The organism is Polynucleobacter paludilacus (assembly GCF_018687595.1).
Lineage (GTDB): Bacteria > Pseudomonadota > Gammaproteobacteria > Burkholderiales > Burkholderiaceae > Polynucleobacter > Polynucleobacter paludilacus.
Window position 1 is genome coordinate 153,082 of sequence record NZ_CP061298.1, and the last position, 25,514, is coordinate 178,595.

The window sequence follows — 25,514 nt, forward strand, 5'->3', positions numbered from 1 at the left end:
ATCCTATGTTGAATATTCAAAACCCTTTTGCCAACCCTAAAGTGACTGAAGATTCGGTCACAAAGACCCCAAGTCATTTTTTAATTTTAGGCTTAGGTGAGTCTGGCGTAGCAATGGCGAAATGGTGCTTGCGTAATGGCGCAAAGGTTTGTTTAGCAGACACACGTAATCCTGAGAAATTTTCAGAGCAGCAAAAAGCGTGGTTAGCCGAGCTTGAGCAGGCAGGTTTGCAGGATGTCCAATACGGTCCTTTGGCTAATGACTTGCTAAAAGAAGTTGATGTTATTGGCATCAGCCCTGGTTTATCACCAATTCAAGAGCCTATTCAATCTTTCTTAGCAACAGCGCAGCAAAGTAATGTTGAAGTGTGGAGTGAGATAGAGTTTTTTGCCCGCGCGATTGCAGCGATGGCTCTAATCCAAGAAGATGGTCTGCCTGCCTATATTCCAAAGGTACTGGCTATTACAGGGACGAATGGCAAAACCACAACTACTGCATTAACAGGTCAACTCTGTGAGCGGGCCGGTAAGAAGGTAGCGGTCGCTGGCAACATCAGCCCTGCTGCTCTTGATAAGCTTCAGCTATGTCTAAACGAGGCAGATCAGTTCAGCGATATGCCTGATGTATGGGTATTGGAATTGTCGAGCTTTCAGTTGTTATTCACATCTAGTTTGAATGCGACTGCGGCGACTGTTCTCAATATCACTCAGGATCATTTGGATTGGCATGGTGATATGCAGTCATATGCTCATGCAAAAGCACGAATTTTTGGGTCTGACTCTATTTGTATCTTGAATCGTGATGATTCTCTTGTGCTCGATTTGCTCTCTGAAGAAGAGAAGCTCAATAGATCGGTTATAACCTTTGGTTCTGGACGTCCAGATGAGCAGGGTGCATTTGGTATTGAGCGAGATTTGCGTGCTGGCGGGATTGATTGGTTAGTGTGGGCTGAGGTCGATGAGAATCAAGAGCCAAAACCCAAGCGCCGTCGTAAATCGGTCACTCCAGATGATGAAGAAGAATTGCGACTCAAGCGTTTAATACCAGCCGATGCGCTGAAAATTCGGGGACGTCATAATGCTCTCAATGCTTTAGCTGCACTGGCTCTAGCCCGTTCCGCAGGTTTACCAATGAGTCTGCTGTTGCATGGTTTACGAGATTACGAGGGCGAGCCTCATCGTGTACAAAGTATTGGCATCGTTGCTGATGTTGAGTATGTTGATGACAGCAAAGGCACCAATGTTGGTGCCACAGTGGCAGCATTAAATGGCCTAGCGAATAACGAGTCTAGAAAAAGAATCTGGTTGATTGCCGGTGGGGATGGTAAAGGCCAAGATTTTTCGCCACTTCGCGAACCTGCACTGCGTTTTATCAAAGGCGCTTTTTTAATTGGCAAAGATGCAAACCTCATTGCAGATGCGCTCGGTAATGAGGTTTCTTGCACTATCAGTGAGACACTAGCTAATGCAGTTCATCAAGCGGCTCATCAAGCCCAATCTGGCGATATTGTTTTGTTATCTCCCGCCTGTGCCAGCTTTGATCAGTTCAAAGATTACATCGCGCGTGCAGATGCTTTTGTATCCGAAGTGGCTGAATTAGGTATGCAGATCGATGGAGTTCATGTATGAGCTTAAAAGATAAGTTATTTCCTGATAATCGTTTAGGGCTCGATCGCTTCTGGAGTTTTTCTCGCGGTGGAATTAATAATTTCCGGAGCGGCTTAAGAGACGCTGTCTCAGGGGTTGAGCAGACCCGCTCTCGTATGATGGAGTATGACCAATTATTAGTTTGGGCAGTACTATCGCTCACGCTGATTGGTTTGGTGATGGTTTACTCGGCATCGATCACTTTAGCTGATGGGCCAAAATACTCAAGCTATAGCAGTAATCACTTTTTGATCCGGCATTTAATTTCTTTGGCAATTGCTCTTGGTGTTGGTATCTGGGCATTTAAGATTCCAAGCAAGGTTTGGGATCGTTACTCACCGATTATTTTTGGTGTAACGCTGCTGTTATTAGTAGCAGTTCTGATTCCCGGGCTTGGTAAGGGTGTGAATGGAGCAAAGCGCTGGATTCCACTAGGATTAATGAACTTCCAGCCGTCTGAACTCATGAAGTTTGCTACGGTAATCTTTGCGGCAACCTATACCGTTCAACGCCAGGAGCATTTGCATACATTTATCAAGGGCATGTTACCGATGGGTATTGCAGTGGCTCTAGTTGGCGCACTGTTAATGCTTGAGCCCGATATGGGCGCGTTTATTGTGGTTGCCCTGATTGCTTTCGGCATTCTCTTCCTCGGTGGAATCAATGCCAAATTATTTGGAGGCTTAGTCTTAGTTGGGATTACGAGTGCCTCCACCATCATTGCATTATCTCCATTCCGACGTGGACGCATTCTGGCTTTTATGGATCCATGGCAGGTAGATAACGCCGCTAATAAGGGCTACCAGCTCACTCACTCTTTGATGGCTTTCGGACGTGGCGAATGGTTTGGTACTGGTTTGGGTGGCAGCGTCGAAAAACTCCATTACCTTCCTGAAGCGCACACCGATTTTATTTTGGCAGTCATTGGCGAGGAGCTCGGGTTTGTTGGTGTACTCGTGATGATCTTCTTGTTTTACTGGATAGTGCGCCGCTCGTTCATGATCGGCCGTACCGCACTGCAATTGGATCGAAGCTTTGCAGGTTTAGCTGCGAAGGGAGTAGGCATTTGGATTGGTTGGCAAGCCTTCATCAATATGGGCGTGAATTTAGGACTCCTTCCAACTAAAGGTTTGACTCTCCCTTTAGTGAGCTATGGTGGCTCAGGAATATTGATGAATGCCATTGCGATCGCTATGCTGTTACGCATCGATTATGAAAATCGAGTCCTGATGCGGGGAGGAAAGCTGTGACCCAACCCTCGATCTTGGTGATGGCTGGTGGTACGGGAGGACATATCTTCCCTGGCCTAGCGGTTGCTCAATACCTGAGAGCCCATGGTTGGCAAGTTTCTTGGTTAGGTAACCAAAACGGCATGGAATACCGCCTTGTGAATGCTGCAAAGATATCTTTCGAGTCAGTAGATTTTGGTGGCTTGCGCGGTAAGGGACTAAAAGCTAAATTGATGTTGCCGATTAATTTGGTGCGAGCAAGTTTGCAGAGTTTCCAGATTATGCGTCGTCTCAAACCAAGCGTGGTCTTGGGTATGGGCGGCTATATTACTTTCCCAGGCGGTTTAGTTTCGGTACTCTTGAGACGACCATTAGTCTTGCATGAATCCAACTCCATCCCTGGCAGCGCTAATCGTGCCCTCGCAAAGATCGCGAGAAAAACCTTGACCGGTTTTCCAAATACGATGTCAGATGCTGAGTGGGTAGGAAATCCCATACGTCAAGATTTTGATCGGCTAGCTTCTCCTGTAGAACGCTACAGCGTACGGCAAGGCCCCTTATCTATTTTGGTAGTAGGCGGCAGCTTGGGTGCTGCAGCTCTAAATCAAGCAGTGCCAGCAGCCCTGGCTTTAATACCCGCAAGCTCTCGACCAAAGGTAATTCATCAGGCGGGTGAGAAGCATCTTCAAGATCTTGAGTATTTATATTCAAGCCTGGGAGTGCAGGCAGATATCCGCAGTTTTATTGACGACATGCCTACTGCTTATGCGAATGCAGATCTTGTGATCTGTCGCTCAGGTGCAATGACAATTTCAGAATTGGCAGCAGCAGGGGTAGCCTCTTGTTTGGTTCCGTTTCCATTTGCCATTGATGATCATCAAACTGCTAATGCCCGTTTCTTAGCAGATGCTCATGCAGCAATCTTGTTGCCACAAACCCAACTAAATCCAGATGACTTGGCTCAAATGATTCAGGGAGTGAGCCGCGATGCTTTACTAAAGATGGCGGAGCACGCTCATGCCTTAGCTAAACCACAAGCTACAGTTCGGGTTGCTCAAGTATGTGCAGAAGCTGCGGGGGTGGTGCTATGAAGCATATCGTTCAACAAATTCATTTCATTGGTATCGGCGGCGCTGGTATGAGTGGTATTGCTGAGGTACTTCTCAATTTAGGTTATCAAGTATCAGGTTCTGACTTAGCGGAGAGTGTATCTACTCGGCGCTTGAAGGCATTGGGCGCAGTCATTCACATTGGACATGATCCAAAAAATATTGGTACAGCAGAAGCAGTTGTGATTTCAACTGCAGTTGCTGGTAATAACCCCGAAGTGCTTGCAGCACGTGCAGCCAAAATTCCAGTGATTCAGCGCGCAGTGATGCTAGGTGAATTAATGCGTCTCAAGCAGGGTATTGCGATCGCTGGAACGCACGGTAAAACAACTACCACCAGTTTGGTGGCCTCCGTTCTAGCAGAGGGTGGCTTAGATCCGACTTTTGTGATTGGTGGGAAATTAAATTCTGCTGGTGCAAATGCGCGCTTAGGACAGGGTGACTTTATTGTGGTTGAAGCAGATGAGTCTGATGCTTCTTTCTTGCAGCTCTTCCCCGCAATGGAAGTGGTGACGAATATCGATGCTGACCACATGGATACCTACCAACATGATATGGCTCGCCTGAAACAGGCATTTGTGCAATTTATTCAGCGCATGCCATTCTATGGAGTAGCGGTACTCTGTATTGATGATGCCAATGTTCGTGACATCATTCCATTTGTTTCTCAGCCAGTTTTACGATATGGCTTATCTGATGATGCGGATATTCGTGCAACTGATGTGCGTGCAGAAGGAACATCAATGCGCTTTACAGTGGAGCGCCGGACAGTCAGAAGACACGGCAATAAGCCGGGCCCACTCCAGATTTCTTTAAATCTACCGGGTCTACACAATGTCAGAAATGCCTTGGCAGCGATTGGTATTGCAACTGAACTTGGCGTAAGTGACCAAGCCATTGTCAAAGCCCTATCCGAATTTAGTGGCGTAGGCCGTCGCTTCCAACGCTATGGCGAAATCCCGCTTGCCAGTGGAGGTAGCTTTACCTTGATTGATGACTATGGTCATCACCCCGTTGAAATGGCTGCCACTTTATCGGCAGCAAGAGGGGCTTATCCTGATCGTCGTTTAGTACTGGCTTTCCAGCCACATCGATTCACCAGAACCCGTGATTGCTTTGGTGAGTTTGTCCAAGTCCTGAAAAATTTTGATGCACTCGTATTGACTGAAGTCTATCCTGCAGGAGAGGCTAAGATTCCTGGGGCAGATGGTAAGAGCCTATTAAAAGCAGTAGTAACAGAAGCGGGTACTCAAAATGCTGATTTAGATCCTAAACAGACGGCTTTTGCGAGCACCATTCTTGAGATGCCAGAAAAAATTACTGGTCTTCTGCGTGATGGTGATGTCTTAATTACGATGGGGGCAGGCTCCATTTCCAATTTGTCGCATGTGCTAGCGGAGGCTAAGCATGCATAGTCAATGGGGTCAACGCGTTCATCGTGAGCTAGCCACGCTCGATATCCAATCTTTAGGTCGAGTTGGTGTATTGCTTGGCGGGCGTTCTGGCGAGCGAGAAATTTCATTGATGTCAGGTAATGGTGTTTTAGAAGCCCTGCATTTAAAAGGAGTAGATGCACATCCTTTTGATCCTGGACTTCGATCCCCCTCCGAACTAGTGCAAGAAAAATTTGAACGCGTCTTTATCTCGTTACATGGACGATATGGCGAAGATGGAACTATTCAAGGCTTACTTGAGCTCTTAAATATCCCTTATACGGGAAGCGGCGTCCTTGCCTCAGCATTATCAATTGACAAAATCGTGACTAAACAAGTGTGGCTCAGTAATGGATTAGCGACACCAGCGTTTGTTGAGTTAACCGCTAATAGTAATTGGGATTCGGTAGCAGAAAAATTAGGCTTACCTCTGATTGTGAAGCCTGCACATGAGGGCTCATCTTTAGGTTTAACAAAGGTGAGGAAGGTCAGTGATTTACCGGCAGCTTACGAGTTAGCAGCAAAGATTGATACTAAGATCATTGCCGAAACTTGCATCATCGGAGATGAGCTAACCTGTCCATTAGTGGGAGAGGGCGCTAGTACTGAAGCTCTGCCTGTAATCAAAATTGTCCCGCCGGATGCTAACTATGATTTTCATCATAAGTACTTTTCGGACGAAACAAAATATTTATGCCCAACAGGCCTGCCCGAAGAGATCAATCTTGCTGTGCAGAATTTGGCTCTTGCTGCTTATAAAGCCCTCGGTTGCCGGACTTGGGGTCGGGCAGATGTGATGATCGATCAGAAGACTGGCAAGCCCTACTTGCTGGAAATGAATACCTCCCCCGGGATGACCTCCCATTCATTGGTCCCGATGGCTGCCAAAGCTGCTGGTATCGAGTATGCAGATTTAGTGCTTTGGATATTGAGCCAGACTCTAAAACAAGAGGGGGTTACAAAAGCATGAGTCGCTTCCTACAACAGTTTGGCAATTTCTTTGCTTTTGCAATGTCTCCGATCTGGAATCACCCAGAGAGAATGCAAAAGTTAAGCCGTCTCTTGACTCGTTGTTTTGTAGTGATGCTAGTGATTGGTATTTTGGTTTGGCTAAGTCAGCGTCCAGTTTTTGTGCTTAAACAAGTTCAAATTGAGCCTGTGGCAGGTCAAACCTTGCAACACATTAATAAAGCGATTGTGAAGCAAGAAGTGCTTGAGACCGTTCAAGGAAATTTCTTCAGCGTCAAACTTGAAGATGTGAAGAAGGGCTTTGAGTCTATGCCATGGGTTCGCCACGCCAATGTACGTCGTATTTGGCCTAATGGCCTAGTAGTCAGTATTGAAGAACAGAAAGCCTTTGGTACATGGGGTGGAGCCGATAGTCATCAGCTAATCAATACTCATGGAGAAATCTTTAGCGGACGTACTTCAGAGCTTCCAGAAGATACCCAGTTGATTGATTTTCGTGGGCCGAGCGATGCTGGCCAAGAGGTGATGCGTTTATATGAGAAAGCCAACGCTTGGTTTAAGCCTTGGAATGCAGAAATTAGCTCGCTAACCTTATCGGATCGATATGCATGGCATGTCAAGCTATCCAACGGGATGAGAGTGGAATTTGGGCGCGACGAAGAAAGTTCAGACAAAAACTTAACGGAGGAACGAGTTGCGCGACTCTTTAAATATTGGCCTCAGGTCCAAGATAAGTGGGCTAATCGAGTAGATGCAATCGACCTACGTTACGCCAATGGTTTTGCAGTTCACTTAGCTTCTGTCAGTATCAAAACGAATGATCTAAATGGAAAAAAGTGAGCTTAAGCAATGAATATATTCATGAGGAATTGGAATGAGTAAGGACAATCGCGATTTATTGGTCGGGTTAGATATTGGCACCTCCAAGGTAGTTGCCTTGGTTGCTGAGTTAGCGCCTGATGGCCAGTTCAATGTAGTCGGAGTTGGTCAAACCGTTTCAAAAGGTTTGAAAAAAGGCGTTGTGGTGAATATTGAGGCAACCGTGCAGTCGATTCAGAAGGCGCTGGAAGAAGCCGAGGTCATGGCTGATCGTCAAATTGCACAAGTCTTCACTGGCATCGCTGGAAATCACATCATTAGCTTTAATTCGAGTGGCATGGTAGCTATTCGTGATAAAGAGGTGAGCGAAGGTGATGTAGAGCGGGTTCTCGAAACTGCTAAGGCGATCAATATTCCGACAGATCAACAAATTCTGCACATCCTAGTTCAGGAATTCATCATCGATGGTCAAGAGGATGTGCGTGAACCGATTGGTATGAGTGGTCTGCGTCTCGAAGTCAAAGTCCACATTGTTACTGGCGCTGTGAGTGCTGCTCAGAATATTGTGAAGTGTGTACGTCGCTGCGGTTTAGAGGTAAATGATTTAATTTTGCAACCTTTGGCTTCTAGTTTGGCGGTACTCACTGAAGACGAAAAAGAGTTAGGTGTTGTTTTGGTAGATATTGGTGGCGGCACTACGGATATTGCAATCTATTGCCAAGGTTCCATTCGCCACACTGCAGTGATTCCTATCGCCGGTGACCAAATTACCAATGACATTGCGATGGCACTTCGCACGCCAACCATCGATGCTGAAGACTTGAAGATTCAATACGGTATTGCGCGTCAAGATATGGCCGATCCAGCGGCAATGATTGATGTACCCGGTGTTGGTGATAGAGAGCCACGCCCGATGTCTAAGCAGGCATTAGCAGCAGTTATTGAGCCTCGGGTTGAGGAGTTGTTCACATTAGTCCGTGGTGTCGTTCGCGAATCTGGCTATGAAGATATGGTTTCTTCTGGAATTGTTTTGACCGGTGGCACAGCTTTGATGCCAGGCATGGTTGAGCTTGCAGAGCAAGTATTTTTACGTCCTACTCGAGTGGGGACTCCTGAATATCGTGGCCATCTTCATGAAGTTTTGAGAAGCCCTCGTTTTGCTACCAGCATTGGTTTGCTGATGGAAGGTCAGGCTCAGTTATTACGTGGTCGTCGCGTCTCGCAATCTGGAGCATTACAGAGTGTGGTGTCGCGCATGAAGGAATGGTTTGCAGGAAATTTTTAAGTTGTTTTTCGTCGTCGTCAATGTAGTAAGTTTTTTACCTAGGAGGGTATATGGAATTTGAAATGTTAGATCAAGAAACAGCCGGTAAAACTATTATTAAGGTAGTTGGAGTCGGTGGCGCTGGTGGCAATGCTGTCCAGCATATGATTCGTCGCGGTGTAGATGGCGTAGAGTTTATTTGCATGAACACCGATGCTGGCGCGTTACAGCGTTCTGAGGCATCTGTGAATTTGCAACTAGGCTCTAGCGGTCTGGGAGCTGGGGCAAAACCAGAAATTGGTGCAGCCTCCGCTGAAGAAGCCCGTGCTCGCATTGCTGATGTATTACAAGGTGCCCACATGGTATTCATCACCGCGGGTATGGGTGGTGGTACCGGGACTGGCGCTGCTCCTGTGGTTGCCCAAGTTGCAAAAGAGATGGGTATTTTGACAGTTGGTGTCATTAGTAAGCCATTCGATTTTGAGGGTGTTAAGCGCTTGAAGGTTGCTGAGAACGGTGCAAGCGAACTAGAGAATCATGTGGACTCACTCATTGTGGTTCTGAATGAAAAGCTATTTGAAGTGATGGGTGAAGATGCAGAGTTTGATAAAGCTTTTGCTTGTGCGGACGATGTATTGCATAACGCGGTGTCTGGTATTGCCGAGATCATCAATGTTCAAGGTTTAATTAACGTTGACTTTGAGGACGTAAAGACCGTGATGGGCGAGCAAGGCAAGGCCATGATGGGAACTGCAACTGTTTCTGGAATGGATCGTGCACGTTTAGCTGCTGAAGCGGCAGTTGCCTCACCATTACTTGAGGGTGTTGATTTATCTGGTGCCCGTGGCGTCTTGGTCAACATTACTGCTAGCCGTTCCTTAAAGTTGTCAGAGACACGCGAAGTGATGGCTGCAATTCGTGGCTACGCTGCAGACGATGCTACCGTGATTTTCGGTACCGTATATGACGATAGCTTGGGCGATGCTCTTCGTGTAACTGTGGTTGCGACTGGTTTGAATAATCCCCTAGCACGTCAAAATAGCCAGCCTGAAGTCGTTTGGAGACAAGCTACGGGTACGCATGATGCTATGCCAACTATGGCCGATTTAAATAGTTTTGCTCCTGCCAGTCCTTCTGCGGCAATGAGTAAGGTAGGTTTAGATTCCGCTATGAATGTCTCAGCATCGATGCCAATGACTGGGTCTGCGCCTGCAATTCAGCCTGCTTCTGCAGGGGTTGATTACAGTCAATATGATCTGCCACGGGTTTTCAGAAATTCGCGTGAGACTGCTCCAGCACCGACTTTGGGTGCTGATAGCTCACCTCAAGCAAAAACCATGTTGGATAAAGGCACGGATTACTATGAGATTCCAGCCTTTTTACGTAAACAAGCAGACTAATTGACTGCTCAATACAATAGATAGTGCGCAATGCCAGCGCGGCGCCCCTCCGGACGACGAATCCCGCGCTAGCGCTGGCATACTCATTTACCACTACTTCTATTGATTTGGAGATCTCATGATTGCAGTCGGACAAAAATTACCAAACGCCACTCTCTATGAGTTCATTGAAGAGGCTACCGAAGGCTGTGCTTTGGGTCCAAATGCTTTCGAAGTTGAAAAGCTTACCGCTGGCAAGAAGATTGTGATCTTTGCCTTACCGGGTGCATTTACTCCCACCTGTTCTGCTCAGCATGTGCCGGGATATTTGGAGCACTACGATGCTATCAAGGCCAAGGGCGTGGATGAAATTTGGTGTGTTTCGGTCAATGATCCATTTGTGATGGGTGCTTGGGGCCGCGATCTAAAAGTAGGTAAAAAAATTCGGATGTTTGGTGATGGTAGTGCTGAGTTCACCAAAAAGTTAGGTATGGAATTTGATTTAATCTCACGTGGTTTGGGAGTACGTTCTCAACGTTATGCCATGATTGTGGACAATGGCGTAGTCAAAACATTAGATCTAGAAGCTCCAGGTAAGTTTGTGGTGAGTGATGCTGCCTCTGTCTTGAAACAGCTGTAATTCAAATCTAATCCCAATCAAATAATGTTGAAGCAGCGTACGATTGCCTCCCCAGTAAAAACCGTTGGAATTGGTTTGCACTCGGGGCGTAAAGCAACCCTGACCATTAAGCCTGCGCCGGTAAATACGGGTATTCAGTTTGTTCGTATCGATACTCCAGAGCAAGCGCTTGTGCCAGCAACTGCTCTGGCAGTATGTGATACCAGGCTTGCTTCAGTTATTCAAAAGGATGGCGTCAAAGTTTCCACAGTTGAGCATTTACTTTCTGCATGCGCTGGTTTGGGATTAGATAATTTATTGATTGAAATTGATGGTGAAGAAGTGCCCATCATGGATGGTAGCGCTGCCTCTTTTTTATTCTTGATTGAGTCCGCTGGTATTGCTGAGCAAGAAGCCCCCCGGCAATTCTTGGTAATCAAAAAAATCATTGAAGTTCGGGAGGGTGACAAACTGGCACGCCTTGAGCCTTTCTTTGGTTTTAAGTTAGATTTCACAATAGACTTTAAGCATCCTGCAGTCGATAAAACAGGTCAGCGATTTGTGGTTGATTTTGCTGAGCATGCTTATCGAAGTGAAATAGGGCGTGCACGAACTTTTGGATTTGCCCACGAAGTGGAAGCTTTAAGAGAGATGGGCTTAGCGCGTGGTGGTAGTTTAGATAATGCGATTGTGTTGGATGAGCATCGCATCTTAAATAATGAAGAATTACGCTACGACGATGAGTTCGTGCGCCATAAGATTTTGGATGCGATTGGTGATCTCTACTTAATTGGTCACCCAATTGTGGGAGCTTATCTCGCTCAGAAATCGGGCCATGCACTCAATAACGCGCTCTTACGAAAATTGCTGGAGGATCCAAGTGCCTTCGAAATTCGCTCTTTTGCAGAAAATAACGCTCCTGCAGCCTATTCCCAAGAAAATCAGCCTCTCTTTTTCTGATCCGGCGGAATTATTTTCCGCTCAGTAAATGCTCAACCGCCTTACGCAACTCTGAATCCAAAGGCAATTTTTCTAGTAGATTCTGCCAAGATGCTCTGGCGACCGGATTAAAGCCTCGAGCACGAGTGGGTTGAGCTTCCCGAGGTTTCACCTCCCAGCCGCTTGTGGCAGGTTTCAGTCGAACTTTAATACTGGTGCAGGGGTAACCTCTTTTAGCTAAGCCATTGATTAGGCTCGGTAAAATCTGCTGCAAACGACTAGCAATACTCGCACTACCAACTAGTAAAAAAAGCTCATTTTGACCCCCAGAGCGCCAGCCAGCCTCTATTTTTGAGCTTAAGTTAGATAAATCTGCCTCTGCTAAGCACTGCCCTAATGCCGATTTGAGTTTGACCATATCTTCGGTTTTGGCCAAGATGCCTCCAAGACCGTGGGAGTCTTTTAGATAGTCCTGCCACTCAAGAGCCTGCTTCTTCGAGTGGGATTTAGGGGGCTGGTTCATGAAATCAGTGTATTCGGGTGATAAACTCAAGAGCTTAATTTTCTTCAATATCCCATGGTAATCGGTCTTCTTAAAACCCTGGTCGGCAGTCGTAACGACCGCCTCTTAAAACAGTACCGCAAAGTCGTTGCTAAGGTTGGTGCATTTGAGCCAGCGATGCAGTCTTTGGATGATGCTACGCTTCAGGCTAAAACTGCTGAATTCAAAGCACGCTTAAGTGCTGGCGAGTCAATTGACGATATCGCAGCAGAGGCTTTTGCAGTCGTTCGCGAAGCCAGCGCACGCATTATGAAAATGCGTCACTTTGATTCTCAATTGATGGGTGGCCTTGCTTTGCATCAAGGCAAGATCGCGGAGATGGGAACGGGTGAGGGTAAGACTCTCACTGCAACTCTGCCAGTCTATCTCAATGCATTAACGGGTAAGGGCGTACATGTCGTGACCGTGAATGATTACTTGGCACAACGTGATGCTGAGTGGATGTCGAAGCTTTACAGCTTCCTGGGCATGACCGTTGGCGTGAACTTATCTCAGATGGATCATGAGTCTAAGAAAAAAGCGTATGCATCCGACATTACCTACGGCACAAATAATGAGTTTGGTTTTGACTATCTGCGCGACAACATGGTTCAGGACCTGGATCAAAAAGTGCAACGTGGCTTAGCTTATGCGATCGTGGACGAGGTTGATTCGATCTTAATTGATGAGGCCAGAACGCCTTTGATCATTTCTGGGCAGGCGGAAGACCATACTGATTTATATATCAAGATCAATGCCCTGCCAGCCCGCTTAGAGCGCCAGATTGGTGAAGAAAAGGCAGACGGTACTGGTGTGGAAGTACCCGGCGATTACTGGGTTGATGAAAAGTCGCACCAGGTATATCTCACTGAGCAGGGTCACGATAAAGCTGAAGTTATCTTGGTCGAGCTAGGAGCGCTCACAGACGGTGACTCCTTATATGCGCCACAAAATATTAGCTTGATGCATCACGTCTATGCGGCATTACGGGCGCACTCTCTTTATCATCGAGATCAACAGTACGTTGTCCAAAATAATGAAGTCATCATCGTTGATGAATTTACGGGTCGACTCATGCAGGGTCGACGTTGGGGTGAGGGCTTGCATCAAGCAGTTGAGGCTAAAGAAGGCGTTCAGATTCAGAATGAGAATCAAACTCTAGCTACCATTACTTTCCAAAATTATTTCCGAATGTACGGCAAGTTAGCAGGTATGACAGGAACCGCTGACACTGAAGCCTACGAGTTCAAAGAAATCTACAACTTGGAAACCGTTGTGATTCCGCCCAATCGGATTAGTCAACGTAAAGATCGTCAAGATCAGATCTTTAAATCTTCACGCGAGCGCTACGATGCCGTGGTTAAAGACATTCTGGATTGCTATGAGCGTCAACAGCCGGTATTAGTTGGTACTACCTCAATTGAGAACTCTGAACTCATTGCGCAATTGCTGACTCAGAAGAAGTTACCGCATCAAGTCTTGAATGCGAAGCAACACGCTCGAGAAGCTGAAATTATTGCCCAAGCTGGTAGACCAAAGATGATTACGATTGCGACCAATATGGCTGGTCGAGGTACCGACATCGTCTTGGGTGGCAATGTCGAGAAACAATCTGCTCTCATCAATGAAGACACCTCACTATCTGCCCAAGAAAAAGCGAGCAAGATTCAGAAGCTCCAAGACGAGTGGCAAAGTCTGCACGACTTAGTCCTGAATGCCGGTGGCTTGCACATCATTGGTACAGAGCGTCATGAAAGTCGCCGCATTGATAATCAACTGCGTGGACGTTCAGGACGTCAGGGTGATCCAGGTTCATCCCGTTTTTATCTATCTTTAGATGATCCATTGCTCCGTATTTTTGCAGGTGACCGTCTTCGTGCAGTGATGGAGCGTCTTAAGATGCCTGATGGCGAACCGATTGAGGCTGGCATGGTCACGCGTTCGATTGAATCTGCTCAGCGTAAGGTAGAGGGTCGAAACTTTGATATTCGCAAGCAATTGCTTGAATATGATGATGTGGCAAATGATCAGCGTAAAGAAACTTACCGTCTGCGCAATGAAGTACTTGAGAGTGGTGATATTGGTGAGCTCATTGCTAATTTACGTGAAGATGTGGTTCGTGAGATCTGTGCCACCTATGTCCCACCACAATCGATGGAAGAGCAGTGGGATTTGCCTGCCCTTGAGAATGTTTTAGCAAGTGAATGGGGTTTAAGTCTCGATTTACAAAAATGGGTTGAAGCGGCCGAGACGGTTGAAGAGGAAGAAATTGTTGAGCGGGTGCTACTAGCTGCTCAAGAAGCCTACGACGCTAAGGTTACCTTATCTGGCCGCCCTTCTTTTGCAGGTTTTGAGCGCTCAGTATTGCTCTACAGTTTAGATACGCACTGGCGTGAACATCTCGCCGCATTGGATCATTTGCGTCAAGGAATTAATCTACGCGGATATGCTCAAAAAGATCCTAAACAAGAATATCGTCGCGAAGCCTTTGAGCTCTATGGCGAGTTGCTTAACGTGATTAAGGGTGACGTCGTCAAAAATATTATGACGGTGGAAATACGAAGCGCTAGCGAGTTAGATAAAGCCTCTGAATCCATGAATGATGATTTGGCCAAGCTTTCTGATTTGCAGTATCAGCATGCTGATCCCGATCTGGAGGTAGCAGGTTCAACTGGCGATCGGGGAGCTGCAATTGAAATCATTCCTGCCCCAGTGAGAACTGGACCCAAGATCGGCCGTAATGACCCCTGCAGTTGCGGCAGTGGTAAGAAATATAAGAATTGCCACGGCGCCTTAAGTTAATCCCAGTTAATCTGTGTCATATTGAAAGCCTAGACTGAGTCTGGGCTTTTTTCTTGGTGAAATCCCTAGTCGAGTCCTTTGGCGACTATGGCATGATTTGATCTGATAACAATGCTATTTGTAATATAAATTCAATATTCATCGAGGAATAACAATGGGCACTACTTTTAATCTCAACGGCAAATCAGTCAATTTTGAGGGTGATCCTGAAACTCCAATTTTGTGGGTCTTAAGAGATCATTTGGATGTGACTAGCCCCAAATTTGGCTGTGGTGCAGCTTTATGTGGGGCTTGTACGGTGCATTTAGATGGCAGCGCGATTCGCTCTTGTTCTATGCCCGTTTCTGCGGCAGCTGGAAAAAATATCACTACTCTAGAAGGCCTTGCGCCCAAAATGGGTAGCGCCATACATGAGGCATGGGTTGAGTTTGATGTACCCCAGTGTGGATATTGCCAAACAGGACAAATGATGTCGGCCGCAGATTTGCTGACTCGAAATAAACATCCCAGTTCTGGTGATATCAAAAATGCCCTCAGTGGCAATATTTGTCGTTGCGGTACTTATGCGCGAATTGAAAAAGCAGTTAAACGTGCTGCTGATAAATTGGCTTAAGGAAAAAATATGAAAACGAATTCGGTAAAAAGCCCTTCACGTCGTCAATTTATTCAGCAGAGTGCAGCTACAACAGGCGCCTTTGTATTGGGCATGTACTTGCCTCTGACAAGCGATGCCGCAACCAATCCCGCAAGTCCTACCGTAGTAAATGCTTGGGTGCAAATAACGCCTGATAATCAGATCACACTCATTTGTGCTCGCTCTGAAATGGGTCAAGACGTGTATACCTCCATGCCTGCTTTGCTTGCTGAAGAATTAAATATTCCTTTATCCATGGTCAAGGTACAAATTGCTGGAGTCGCGCCGGTCTATATCAATGCCCTGTTGGGCGGCCAAATTACCGGTGGATCTTCATCCGTTCGCGAGGCCTTTGATAAATTGCGCACAGCTGGTGCCGCAACTCGAAGTGTATTAGTACAGGCGGCTGCTAATCGCTGGAGTGTTCCTGTATCTGAATGTAAGGCAATGAACGGTAAAGTGACTCACGCTGGCGGTAAATCAGCCACTTATGGAGCGCTGGCAGCTGAAGCAGCAACATTGCCGCTTCCTGAGAAACCAGTCCTTAAATCGCCAGCAAACTTTATGGTGATTGGCAAAGAGAGTATGCGGCGTTTGGATACGCCAGCAAAAGTTGCTGGCACTGCAGTTTTTGGTATTGACGTGAAGATTCCGGGGATGGCGATTGCGTCACTTGCTCAGTGTCCGGTGATTGGAGGCACTCCAACTAGCGTAGATAGTGCCGAAGCCATGAAAGTCTCAGGAGTGATTAAGGTAGTCCAAATCTCTGATGGTGTAGCGGTCTTAGCTAAAAACTTCTATGCCGCTCGCAAAGGTAGAGATGCTTTAAAGATCACCTGGAACGAAGGACTTGGGTCTACCATTAGTAATGCGGGTATGCGTAAGCAGCTTGAGTCTGGACTTGCAAAACCTGGGGCTGTGATTCAGGCGAAAGGTGATGCGACTGCTGCATTGGGCAATGGCAAGCAATTGAGTGCCCAGTACTTTATGCCCTACCTGGCGCACTCCACCATGGAGCCTGTGAACTGCTCCGCAGTGCTTGCAGATGGTAAGTGCACAATTATTGGTCCGATTCAGTTTCAACAAGGAGCTCAAGCAGTGGCAGCCGCCGCGACTGGCCTGAAGCCCGAGGATGTCACGGTAGAGACTACTTTCCTTGGCGGTGGTTTCGGGCGTAAGCTCGAGCTAGATTTTATTCGTCAAGCTGCTGAGATCGCCAAAGTATCAGGTATGCCGGTGAAGATGCTTTGGACTAAAGAAGACGATATTACACATGATTTTTACCGTCCAATGAGCGTTCATCAAATGGATGCAACCTTAAGTACGGATGGCAAGATTTCTGCATTGAAAACTAAAATGGTTTCTCAATCAGTAACAGCGAGAGCATTTCCAGCTTTTGTAAAAGATGGTAACGATCCTTTCATGGTGGAGGGTTCCGCAAATCTGACTTACGACATTCCGAACTTGGAAGTTCGTAATGTGATTGAAGAATCTGGAATTCGGGTGGGTTACTGGCGCTCTGTGAGTAATACTCTTAATGCCTTTGCTGTTGAGAGCTTTATGGATGAAGCTGCTAAAGCAGCTGGCAAGGACCCAGTAGCATTTAGACTGAGCGCTTTATCAAAGCAACCCAGGGCTGCCGCAGTCTTAAAGTTAGCCGCACAAAAATCGGGTTATCAAGCTGGTAGCAAGCGTTTTGGTGTAGCCCAGATGGAGTGCTATGGAACTTATTCTGCTTGTGTAGTTGAATTAGATCCCTATGCTGCAAGTACTTCAGTGAAAAAAATTACCTTTGTCTCTGATTGCGGAATTGCCATTCATCCTGATCAGGCGAGAGCTCAGCTCACAGGGGGTATTTTGTATGGATTGGGTGCCGCTCTCTATGATGAAATCACCATCGAGCAAGGCCGAGTTCAGCAGAGTAACTTTAATAACTACCCAAGCATCCGAATCAACCAAGCCCCGATCGTTGAGGTCTATCTGGTTCCAAGCCAGGAAACGCCGGGTGGTCTTGGCGAGGTTGGGGTACCCCTGGTTGCACCAGCTTTGGTCAATGCGATTGCGGCGGCAACTGGTAAGCGCATTCGGGAGTTACCGATTAAAGTCTAAAACATTCTGTTTAGAGTGAACGAGCGCGCCTTGAGTGGCGCGCTTCCTTTTTAAGCCTCATCTACAATAATCAAACTATGACCGTAAACCTACCGCTACCTCTCAGAAGTGAACTGCAGCCAGTCAAAGGCTTTCAGATGGGCATTGCAGAAGCAGGCATCAAGAGGGCAAATCGTAAAGATTTGCTTGTCATGACCTTGACGCCTGGCTCTCAGGTTGCAGGGGTGTTTACCTTGAACCGCTTCTGTGCAGCACCTGTACAAATTTGTCGAGAGCATCTGGCTCGTCATGGAGGTGCTGGAGATATTCGTGCCTTGGTAGTGAACACAGGTAATGCCAATGCTGGTACGGGCGAGAGTGGCATGAAGCATGCTCAGGAAACTTGCGTCGCTTTAGCAAAAGACTTGCAATTAAAGCCCGAACAAATACTGCCTTTCTCGACAGGTGTCATTTTGGAGCCTCTGCCGATTGAAAAAATCATCTCCGCCTTGCCTAAGGCAATTTCCAACTTAGGTGAGGATCACTGGTTTGATGCCGCAGAAGCGATCATGACTACAGATACTCAGCCCAAGGCTGCCTCACTTACCTTAACAACATCTGCTGGAAGTGCCACGCTTACGGGTATTTGTAAGGGTGCCGGGATGATTCATCCTAATATGGCAACGATGCTAGGATTTATTGCGACTGATGCTGGATTTGCTCCAGGTTTGTTGACCACGCTCACTAAAGAAGTGGCTGATCATTCGTTTAATGCTATTACGATTGATGGCGATACCTCAACCAATGATTCATTCATCATCATGGCCACTGGGCAATCAGGGATTCAGATTGCATCGGCACAAGACCCTAACTACGGCTTGCTAAAGGATGGGTTAATCGCCTTAGCTAGGCAATTGGCGCAAATGATTGTGCGCGATGGTGAGGGCGCTACTAAATTTATTACGATTGAAGTATTGGGCGGCAAGACTGAGCAAGAATGCAAAATGGTGGCTGAGGCTGTTGCCCACTCTCCTTTGGTGAAGACAGCTTTCTTTGCGAGTGACCCCAATTTAGGCCGTATCTTGGCAGCAATTGGTTATGCTGGCATTACCGACTTAGATGTTGGCCGAGTGCAGATGTGGCTTGGAGATGTTTGGGTTGCAAAGGATGGTGGAAGAAATCCTGCTTATCAAGAGGCTGATGGACAACGGGTCATGAAGGAGTCTGAGATCACGGTCAAAATTGATCTTGGGCGTGGTTCCGCTGCGCAAACGATGTGGACATGCGATCTATCTCATGACTACGTCTCAATTAATGCGGACTACCGCTCATAAGCTGATATGAACGATAAACTTGATAGGCTACTGAGCCATTTAGAAACTTTTTTACCGAAGCCACTTTCTGATGAGCAATGGAAATCGACTACTGCGTTTAGATGGCGTCGGAGGGATAGTATTTTTGGAAGTATTGGTTTTTTACAGCCAGTCAAGCATGTCTCAGATATCACTTTCGAAGATCTCCAAAATATTGATCGCCAACGTGATGCTATTCGCGACAACACTAAAAACTTTATCCAAAAAAAGCCAGCCAATAATATTTTGTTGACAGGCGCACGAGGTACCGGCAAATCCTCATTGATTAAGGCAAGCTTGCATGAGTTTGCTGCGCAAGGCTTGCGCTTAGTGGAAGTCGAAAAAGAGCATTTAGCAGACTTGGCCGATATTACAGATCTCTTAGCAGATCGCCCTGAGCGTTTCATCATTTTTTGTGATGATCTTTCTTTCGAAGATGGTGAGTCAGGATATAAGGCCATGAAATCCGCCCTCGACGGATCGGTATCTGCTCAGGTCGATAACATTTTGATATATGCGACCTCTAATCGTCGCCATTTATTGCCTGAGTACATGAAAGACAATGAAAGTTACTCGCACACTGATGATGGTGAACTTCATCCTGGTGAAGTGGTTGAAGAAAAAATCTCTCTTTCAGAACGTTTTGGTTTGTGGCTCTCTTTTTATCCGCCAAAGCAAGATGAATATCTCGCCATCGTGGCACATTGGCTCCAACATTTTGGACTTAATGCTCAGCAAATTGAAGCAGCCCGAGCTGAAGCCCTGGTCTGGGCCCTAGAGCGGGGCTCACGCTCTGGTCGTGTTGCGTGGCAATTTGCGAAACACTGGGCTGGTTCGCACGCATAAGTATTCAATGAATGACTGAAATCAATCGTCCAGTAACTGAGGTTGCTGCCGGAATCTTGATTAATCAGGATGGTAAATATCTATTAGGTCAACGTCCAGATGGCAAGCCTTATGCTGGCTATTGGGAGGTTCCGGGCGGAAAAATAGAGGCTGGTGAAACTGTGTTTGAAGCTCTCGGACGAGAGCTTCAGGAAGAGCTTGGAATTCATATTGATTCTTGCGAAGAATTCATGGTTCTTGAATATGATTATCCACATGCTTATGTCAGACTTCACGTTAATATCATTAGGGGTTGGCAAGGAGAGCCGATAGGCTGCGAGGGGCAGCAACTCTCTTGGCAAGATCTGCTTGCTGAGAAACCCAGTGTTGAACCTTTATTGCCAGCCGCTTGGCCGATGCTAGAAAAACTGAAATTGAGTCTGAGTTAGAACTGACAGAGTGTCAGCCTAAAGGGCACATCATCGTTCATGAGTTGCGCTTTTTTATCTCGATCGGCTTTCAGAAAACGAATCGATAACAAATATTTATTTGCACTAATCTCTGAATAAAGGCTGTCGTCCTCAAGGGCAATTCTCATCAATTGATAGACCTTGCCTGAAGGTGCTTGCTGAAAGGAGCCGTTATGGCCAATCACATCTTTCGCTTCTCCAGACTGACGCAATAGACGCAAGAATAATTGTCCCGCTTCATACCAGGGCAATAAAGGAGTAATGTAATTTTCTAGTAAGGCGCGTCGTTCATCGACAGGACTATTTTTCCAAGCATGGTAGCTTGGTAAATCAATCGGGCTGGTGCCACCTGGAATATTTAGGCGAGTACGAATTGCATTAAGCCATTCACTTTCTGTAATGATCGCATTTGGCTTGCCCAGTGAACGATTAATTTTGGATGCAGCAGCATCAATTTCAGTAATTGTTTGTACAAGAGCTTCTTGATCTACTTTTTGCGAGGACTTCAAGCCATTGAGCGAATATTTTTGACGCTCAAATTCTTTTAATAAAAGAGACTTAATATCTCCACGGGCGCCGATATCACCCAAGTCAAACAAAATGGAGATGGCGTTGTGATGAAGTTCGGGATCATCTGATCGTAAAAAATGGTTAAAACGGGCGAACAAATACTCTAGCCGAAGCATGCTCCGGACTAATTCGTTGAAGGGGTATTCGTAGACAATCACAAGACCATATTCTATGACGAACTGGGCTAGCGCTTACGAATCTGTAGGATTTTTTGATGCAAAAGTTGGACTTGAGGCTCAAGGTCTTCTAGGCTACCCATGTTTTCGATGACCGTATCAGCTTGCGCTAAGCGCTCAGCTCGACTTGCCTGAGCTTGGAGGATGCTTTCGACCTCTGCTTTGGTGAGGCCATTTCGCTCCATGACCCGCTTGATCTGAAGCACTTCAGGGCAATCTACCACCACGATATGGTCAATATGCTGAAACCACTCAGAAGACTCTAAGAGCAGGGGAACAACAAAAACGATATACGGCACCCGATTTTGGATAGCTAGGCTAGCCTCTTCAATTGCTTTAGCTCGAATCAGGGGGTGGGTAATCGCTTCTAAGGTCTTTCTAGACTGTGGATCTGCGAAGACTAAAACCCGCATTTTTTTCCTGTCTAAAGCGCCATCGGGCTGAATAAATTCAGTACCAAATTGCTCCCGAATAGGCTCAATTGCAGACCCGCCGGTGCTAGTCACTTGGTGTGCAATGACGTCCGAGTCGATGATGGCAGCCCCATAACTTGCTAGCCTCTCTGCAATGGCAGATTTTCCTGATCCAATGCCTCCAGTTAGGCCGACTAATATTGCGACCCCCTTGAGGGTGCTTAAATTCACTGAATGAGTAGAGAGGTTTGAATTGCCTGAGGCCATAAGAGTTCTATGATGCCAGCAAAGGCCAAAAAGGGCCCAAAAGGAAAAGGATGATTGATCTGAGATTTCTGCCACTTGAGCCAAAGGAGTCCCCCGACAAGACCGCTCAAAGAGGCAATTAGCAGGATCTCTGGTAAGGCATCGGCACCGAGCCAAGCACCCAAGGCAGCTAGGAGCTTGGCGTCCCCCATGCCAATCCCGCTCTGTTTTTTCAGGGCACGATAAATGAAGTTCATCAACCATACAAAACCATATCCCAAGATGCATCCGAGGAGGGCATTCGTAGAATTGGTAAAGTGCAGTGGTGTTAGAAAATTAAACATTAGCCCCAAAAAAATCAATGGAATTGTCAGGGCATTGGGAAGTCGAAAGCTAGTGAGGTCGATGTAGGCTAAATAAATGAGCGCTAGAACGAGTGTCATTTGAACCAAGATAATGAGATTGGGTGATTTCATCAGACGACTTGTCCCAAGTTAAATATTGGCAGATACAGAATGACCACTAAGGCCCCAATAATGAGGCCAATGCCAATCATTAGCAAGGGCTCTATGGTTTGACCAAGTGTATTGAGTTGACTGCTCAGGCGAGTTTGCAAAACTTCTGCACGTTTATTGAGCATCTTGGCTAAGGAAGCGCTTTCTGCCCCAATCGATAACAGCTGCAGTGTTTCCTGATCAAATAAATAGTGATGTGGATCAGATCTATTGAGAGATTCTCGCAATGGCCAGCCACGGGTTAGATGTTTAAATAATTCAGCGCTGAGATCGTGACTCAACCAATGATTAGACGATTGGGCCGTGATACGAATGGCATCAGGTAATGCTAATCCAGAATGCAGGAGATGACCCAGGGTGCGACACCAATTACTCAGCGTTGCTAAGCGCAGTAGATTGCCAAAAAGGGGTATCTGAAAGCTGACTAGATCGCATAATTTCTGCAGTCGGATTGACCGAACCCAAAAAAATATAAAGATGCCAACTCCACAAAGGCCTAGTAGAAGGATTAGTAGAAAGAATTCCTGGATTAAATCCGAAGTCGCAATCAACATCGCAGTAGCCGGTGGTAGCTCCGCCCGAAAATTAGCAAATACCTCCTTGAAAACAGGAATTACCCAAATCATCATTACCAGAAGTAAAAAAATAGAGCTCAATAAAGTGATGATGGGATAGGTTAGCGCTTGCCGAATCTGGTTGCTGAGTTCGATTTTTGCACTCAGTTGGCGGGTAATCGTTCTTAAAGCCAATTCTAGATCGCCAGTGCGTTCACTAACCCGAATCAAATTCATGAATTCTGGTGAGAATAGTTCCCCTTGAAGTAATAAGCTCTGAGTTAGGCTATTGCCTTGCTTCAGTTTGGTATACAGCTTAGGCAGAAAGTGGCTATAGTCAGACCCGTTTACTTGTTGTAGCAGTTCAATCGCATTCAGCAGTGGTAGGCCAGATTCTAGAAGGCTCAGCAGTTGCTCTGCAAACTGCAGTTGGCCTTTGATTCCTAAATGACGGCGGAGCATAGAGCGCATCACAGGCAAGCTGACCCAATTTCATGGGCAAGCATATCTGGATTAATTAGACCTTGACGAACATAGCGCATACCCGCTAAATGCAGATCAATTGACGGTTCATTCTGATCAAAAATCATGCGACGATTCAATACTTCATGAATGCCAACTCTGCCGAAGTAGCCAGAACCTTTGCATTTTGAGCAAGCCGAATCAAGAGCTACCCCTTTGCAGGTCTGACAGTAGGTTCTGACTAGGCGCTGGGAGCTAACGCAATGAAGACATGATTCGATATGCTCACGTTCAATTCCTAAAGTTTTAAGCCGGGCGATAGCGCCCCGTGCATTACGAGTATGGAGCGTGCTGAGAACAAGATGCCCCGTTTGGGCTGCTTCAATAACTACTCGAGCAGAAGCTGAGTCTCTGATTTCGCCAATCATGAGTATATCGGGATCTTGACGTAAAAGTGCTCGAATAATCGTTGCAAAATCCAGACCTGCTTTTTCGTGGAATGCAACTTGATTGACTCCAGGTAGACGAATCTCAATAGGGTCTTCAATAGAGCATAGATTTTTCTCGGGCTGATTCAGCTCTCTTAGGCAGCTATACAGTGTGCGGGTTTTTCCAGACCCAGTTGGCCCAGTAACTAATATCAAACCATGAGGCTGCTGAATTGCTGAGCGAAAAATACTGAGTTGCTCTGGTATCAAACCCACACGCTCCAATGCAAGGTCGCCGATTAGACTTGGAAGAATTCGGACTACTGCTTTTTCTCCATATAGAGTAGGCATGGTTGAGACACGACAATCAATATCCGGCTTACTAAAGTCGCTACCGATGCATAGTCGGCCATCTTGAGGAAGACGCTTTTCAGCAATATCAAGACGCGCTAATATTTTGATGCGCGTGATTAAGCGTTCATGCAGCAAGTTTGGATAACGCGCTAAAAGTTGTAGTGCGCCATCTATTCTGAGACGAACTACTGTCTCTTGAAGGCCAGCTTCAATATGAATATCCGTAGCCCTAGATTGCAGCGCATTAACTGTAATCTCATGCCAGGCTCGGATAATGAGGCTGTCGTCTTCAAGCTGACTCAAGCCCCACCGATGGGATGATGGGGTTGATGGAGTTTGACAGTTTTAATTCCCTGATCATCAAACTGGACAATTTCCATGACGATGCCCGCAATTCGAATGCTGACATCATGGTCTGGAATAGCTTCCAGCTTTTCTAGGATAAGTCCGTTGAGCGTTCTTGGTCCATCAAGAGGAAGTTCCAAATTAAGGAGTCTGTTGAGATCTCTCAAAGAGGCGCCGCCACTAGCTAGATAAGTGCCGTCTTGAAGCCAGCGAGCCTCATTAGAAAGATTGGAGAATGAAGTGGTAAATTCGCCAATGAGCTCTTCAACAATATCTTCAAAAGTAACAAGGCCTAAGACCTCCCCATATTCATTCACTACCAAGCTAAGGCGCTGCTGATTATCTTGAAAAAATTGCATTTGTTGTAAGACTGGTGTTCCGCTAGGAATGAAATAGGGCTCATTCAATAAAGCCCTAAAGTCTTCATGCTCAAGTTCTTGATGACCCAGCAGACTGAGCGCTTTTTTTACAGACAAAATACCAATAATTTTTTCTGAGTCACCATCGCATACAGGTAATTTATTGTGATAGCAGGTTTCTAGGTCCTCAATCACATCCCGAATAGGTCTCGAGATATCTAGCATTTCAATTTTGGATCTCGGTGTCATGACATCATCGACCAAAATATTTTCGAGATTAAAAAGATTGAGCAAAATATTGCGGTGATGATTAGAAGAGAAGCGACTGGATTCCAAAACCAAACTACGCAGCTCTTCTTTGCTCAGTGCTTTATGTTCATTAGAGGCTTGCAGTCTAAATAGACTCATTAAGCTGGATACAAAATAATTAATAAACCAAAGCAAGGGCTTGAGAGCAAAGATTAATGGGAGGATGAGCCAGCCGACGCTGGAAGAAATCCGCTCTGGAAACGCTGCACCAATCACTTTGGGGGTGATTTCACTAAAAACAATGATCAAAAATGCTGCTACCAGGGTCGCAATTGAGAGAACATAACCAGTGTCGCCAAAGAAGTGCAAGGCGATCCCCGTTACCAAGATCGATAAAACCGTATTAATTAAGTTATTCGAAATCAACAGGACTGAAAGTAGGGAATCAATTCTCTTGAGGAGTTTTTCTGCTAGAGCTGCTCCGGTATTGCCGGATTTGGCCATGGCTCGCAAGCGGTGGCGATTGGCAGAGATCATGCTGGTCTCAGCCATCGAGAAAAATCCCGATAGAGCAAGTAAGAATATTACTAGAGCGACTTGAGCATAAAAAGGCCAGTCGTGAAAAAAATTATCCATTGAATCCATCTTTTAATGTCATGGCAATCAATATAGCAAAGTAGTAGCTATAGAGCTATCAACTCGAAGCCTTCGACTACTGCAGCTTT

General features: G+C 46.2%; 23 protein-coding genes. 16 read left to right on the forward strand and 7 right to left on the reverse strand.

Translation table 11 applies throughout. The features are described from left to right. The first annotated feature begins 5 nt into the window (after positions 1-5). The 10 genes from murD to lpxC all read left to right on the forward strand — a co-directional run bounded on the left by murD (position 6) and on the right by lpxC (position 11,427). Positions 6-1,628 carry a UDP-N-acetylmuramoyl-L-alanine--D-glutamate ligase gene (gene murD / locus AOC06_RS00870; protein WP_215380466.1) on the forward strand — a complete coding sequence of 541 codons (1,623 nt, stop codon included), beginning with the start codon at positions 6-8 and terminating at the stop codon, positions 1,626-1,628. Further along, complete coding sequence (gene ftsW / locus AOC06_RS00875; protein ID WP_215380468.1) at positions 1,625-2,896, forward strand: putative lipid II flippase FtsW; 1,272 nt, start codon at positions 1,625-1,627, stop codon at positions 2,894-2,896. Before murD ends, ftsW begins: the two co-directional genes overlap by 4 nt. Before the next feature lie 20 nt (positions 2,897-2,916). Beyond that, positions 2,917-3,966 (forward strand): undecaprenyldiphospho-muramoylpentapeptide beta-N-acetylglucosaminyltransferase, encoded by a 1,050-nt coding sequence (gene murG, locus AOC06_RS00880; protein ID WP_215381643.1) that lies wholly within the window; start codon positions 2,917-2,919, stop codon positions 3,964-3,966. Further along, entirely contained in the window at positions 3,963-5,399 is a 1,437-nt protein-coding gene (murC, locus tag AOC06_RS00885) for a UDP-N-acetylmuramate--L-alanine ligase (protein ID WP_215380470.1), read from the forward strand. The genes murG and murC overlap by 4 nt, the downstream gene beginning before the upstream one ends. Next, positions 5,392-6,387: a D-alanine--D-alanine ligase gene (locus AOC06_RS00890; RefSeq protein WP_215380472.1), complete on the forward strand. Its 996-nt coding sequence runs from the start codon at positions 5,392-5,394 to the stop codon at positions 6,385-6,387. The genes murC and AOC06_RS00890 overlap by 8 nt, the downstream gene beginning before the upstream one ends. Then, on the forward strand, positions 6,384-7,226 hold the full coding sequence (locus AOC06_RS00895) for a cell division protein FtsQ/DivIB (protein ID WP_215380474.1): 843 nt from the start codon (positions 6,384-6,386) through the stop codon (positions 7,224-7,226). The genes AOC06_RS00890 and AOC06_RS00895 overlap by 4 nt, the downstream gene beginning before the upstream one ends. A gap of 34 nt (positions 7,227-7,260) precedes the next feature. Then, the gene (gene ftsA, locus AOC06_RS00900; RefSeq protein WP_215380476.1) at positions 7,261-8,490 is read left to right on the forward strand and encodes a cell division protein FtsA; all 1,230 of its coding nucleotides are present in this window, start codon (positions 7,261-7,263) and stop codon (positions 8,488-8,490) included. A 50-nt stretch (positions 8,491-8,540) separates the two neighbouring features. Then, positions 8,541-9,869 carry a cell division protein FtsZ gene (gene ftsZ / locus AOC06_RS00905; protein WP_215352287.1) on the forward strand — a complete coding sequence of 443 codons (1,329 nt, stop codon included), beginning with the start codon at positions 8,541-8,543 and terminating at the stop codon, positions 9,867-9,869. 118 nt (positions 9,870-9,987) lie between these two features. Next, a complete protein-coding gene (locus tag AOC06_RS00910) occupies positions 9,988-10,488 on the forward strand; it encodes a peroxiredoxin (protein ID WP_215380478.1) in 501 nt (166 codons plus the stop codon). A gap of 24 nt (positions 10,489-10,512) precedes the next feature. Next, complete coding sequence (lpxC, locus tag AOC06_RS00915) at positions 10,513-11,427, forward strand: UDP-3-O-acyl-N-acetylglucosamine deacetylase (RefSeq protein WP_215380480.1); 915 nt, start codon at positions 10,513-10,515, stop codon at positions 11,425-11,427. A gap of 10 nt (positions 11,428-11,437) precedes the next feature. Here lpxC and AOC06_RS00920 read toward each other — a convergent pair whose 3' ends face one another. Beyond that, on the reverse strand, positions 11,438-11,929 hold the full coding sequence (locus AOC06_RS00920) for a hypothetical protein (RefSeq protein WP_215380483.1): 492 nt from the start codon (positions 11,927-11,929) through the stop codon (positions 11,438-11,440). A 54-nt stretch (positions 11,930-11,983) separates the two neighbouring features. Here AOC06_RS00920 and secA point away from each other — a divergent pair, with 54 nt between their 5' ends. The 6 genes from secA (at position 11,984) to mutT (ending at position 20,097) form a co-directional block, all read left to right on the forward strand. Then, positions 11,984-14,749: a preprotein translocase subunit SecA gene (secA, locus tag AOC06_RS00925; protein WP_215380486.1), complete on the forward strand. Its 2,766-nt coding sequence runs from the start codon at positions 11,984-11,986 to the stop codon at positions 14,747-14,749. A 154-nt stretch (positions 14,750-14,903) separates the two neighbouring features. Then, complete coding sequence (locus tag AOC06_RS00930; protein ID WP_215380489.1) at positions 14,904-15,362, forward strand: (2Fe-2S)-binding protein; 459 nt, start codon at positions 14,904-14,906, stop codon at positions 15,360-15,362. A gap of 9 nt (positions 15,363-15,371) precedes the next feature. Then, positions 15,372-17,492, forward strand: a complete 2,121-nt coding sequence (locus AOC06_RS00935; RefSeq protein ID WP_215380492.1) for a xanthine dehydrogenase family protein molybdopterin-binding subunit — start codon at positions 15,372-15,374, stop codon at positions 17,490-17,492. Positions 17,493-17,569: 77 nt separating this feature from the next. Continuing rightward, on the forward strand, positions 17,570-18,805 hold the full coding sequence (gene argJ, locus AOC06_RS00940; protein ID WP_215380494.1) for a bifunctional glutamate N-acetyltransferase/amino-acid acetyltransferase ArgJ: 1,236 nt from the start codon (positions 17,570-17,572) through the stop codon (positions 18,803-18,805). 6 nt (positions 18,806-18,811) lie between these two features. Then, the gene (locus AOC06_RS00945) at positions 18,812-19,669 is read left to right on the forward strand and encodes an ATP-binding protein (RefSeq protein WP_215380495.1); all 858 of its coding nucleotides are present in this window, start codon (positions 18,812-18,814) and stop codon (positions 19,667-19,669) included. Between the two features lie 11 nt (positions 19,670-19,680). Then, a complete protein-coding gene (gene mutT / locus AOC06_RS00950; RefSeq protein WP_215380497.1) occupies positions 19,681-20,097 on the forward strand; it encodes an 8-oxo-dGTP diphosphatase MutT in 417 nt (138 codons plus the stop codon). Here the strand turns inward: mutT and zapD are convergent. From zapD to AOC06_RS00980, 6 genes are read right to left on the reverse strand one after another with little or no spacing between them, the layout of a single operon-like run. Then, positions 20,094-20,846: a cell division protein ZapD gene (gene zapD / locus AOC06_RS00955; protein WP_215380499.1), complete on the reverse strand. Its 753-nt coding sequence runs from the start codon at positions 20,844-20,846 to the stop codon at positions 20,094-20,096. The genes mutT and zapD overlap by 4 nt on opposite strands. Positions 20,847-20,872: 26 nt before the next feature. Further along, positions 20,873-21,508, reverse strand: coding sequence for a dephospho-CoA kinase (gene coaE, locus AOC06_RS00960; RefSeq protein WP_255879979.1), 636 nt, complete (start codon positions 21,506-21,508; stop codon positions 20,873-20,875). Next, complete coding sequence (locus AOC06_RS00965; RefSeq protein WP_215380503.1) at positions 21,505-21,999, reverse strand: prepilin peptidase; 495 nt, start codon at positions 21,997-21,999, stop codon at positions 21,505-21,507. Before AOC06_RS00965 ends, coaE begins: the two co-directional genes overlap by 4 nt. Further along, complete coding sequence (locus tag AOC06_RS00970; protein ID WP_215380505.1) at positions 21,999-23,054, reverse strand: type II secretion system F family protein; 1,056 nt, start codon at positions 23,052-23,054, stop codon at positions 21,999-22,001. The genes AOC06_RS00965 and AOC06_RS00970 overlap by 1 nt, the downstream gene beginning before the upstream one ends. 8 nt (positions 23,055-23,062) lie before the next feature. Beyond that, positions 23,063-24,139 carry a GspE/PulE family protein gene (locus tag AOC06_RS00975; RefSeq protein ID WP_215380508.1) on the reverse strand — a complete coding sequence of 359 codons (1,077 nt, stop codon included), beginning with the start codon at positions 24,137-24,139 and terminating at the stop codon, positions 23,063-23,065. Next, positions 24,136-25,425: an HlyC/CorC family transporter gene (locus AOC06_RS00980; protein WP_215336876.1), complete on the reverse strand. Its 1,290-nt coding sequence runs from the start codon at positions 25,423-25,425 to the stop codon at positions 24,136-24,138. Before AOC06_RS00980 ends, AOC06_RS00975 begins: the two co-directional genes overlap by 4 nt. Positions 25,426-25,514: the final 89 nt, after the last annotated feature.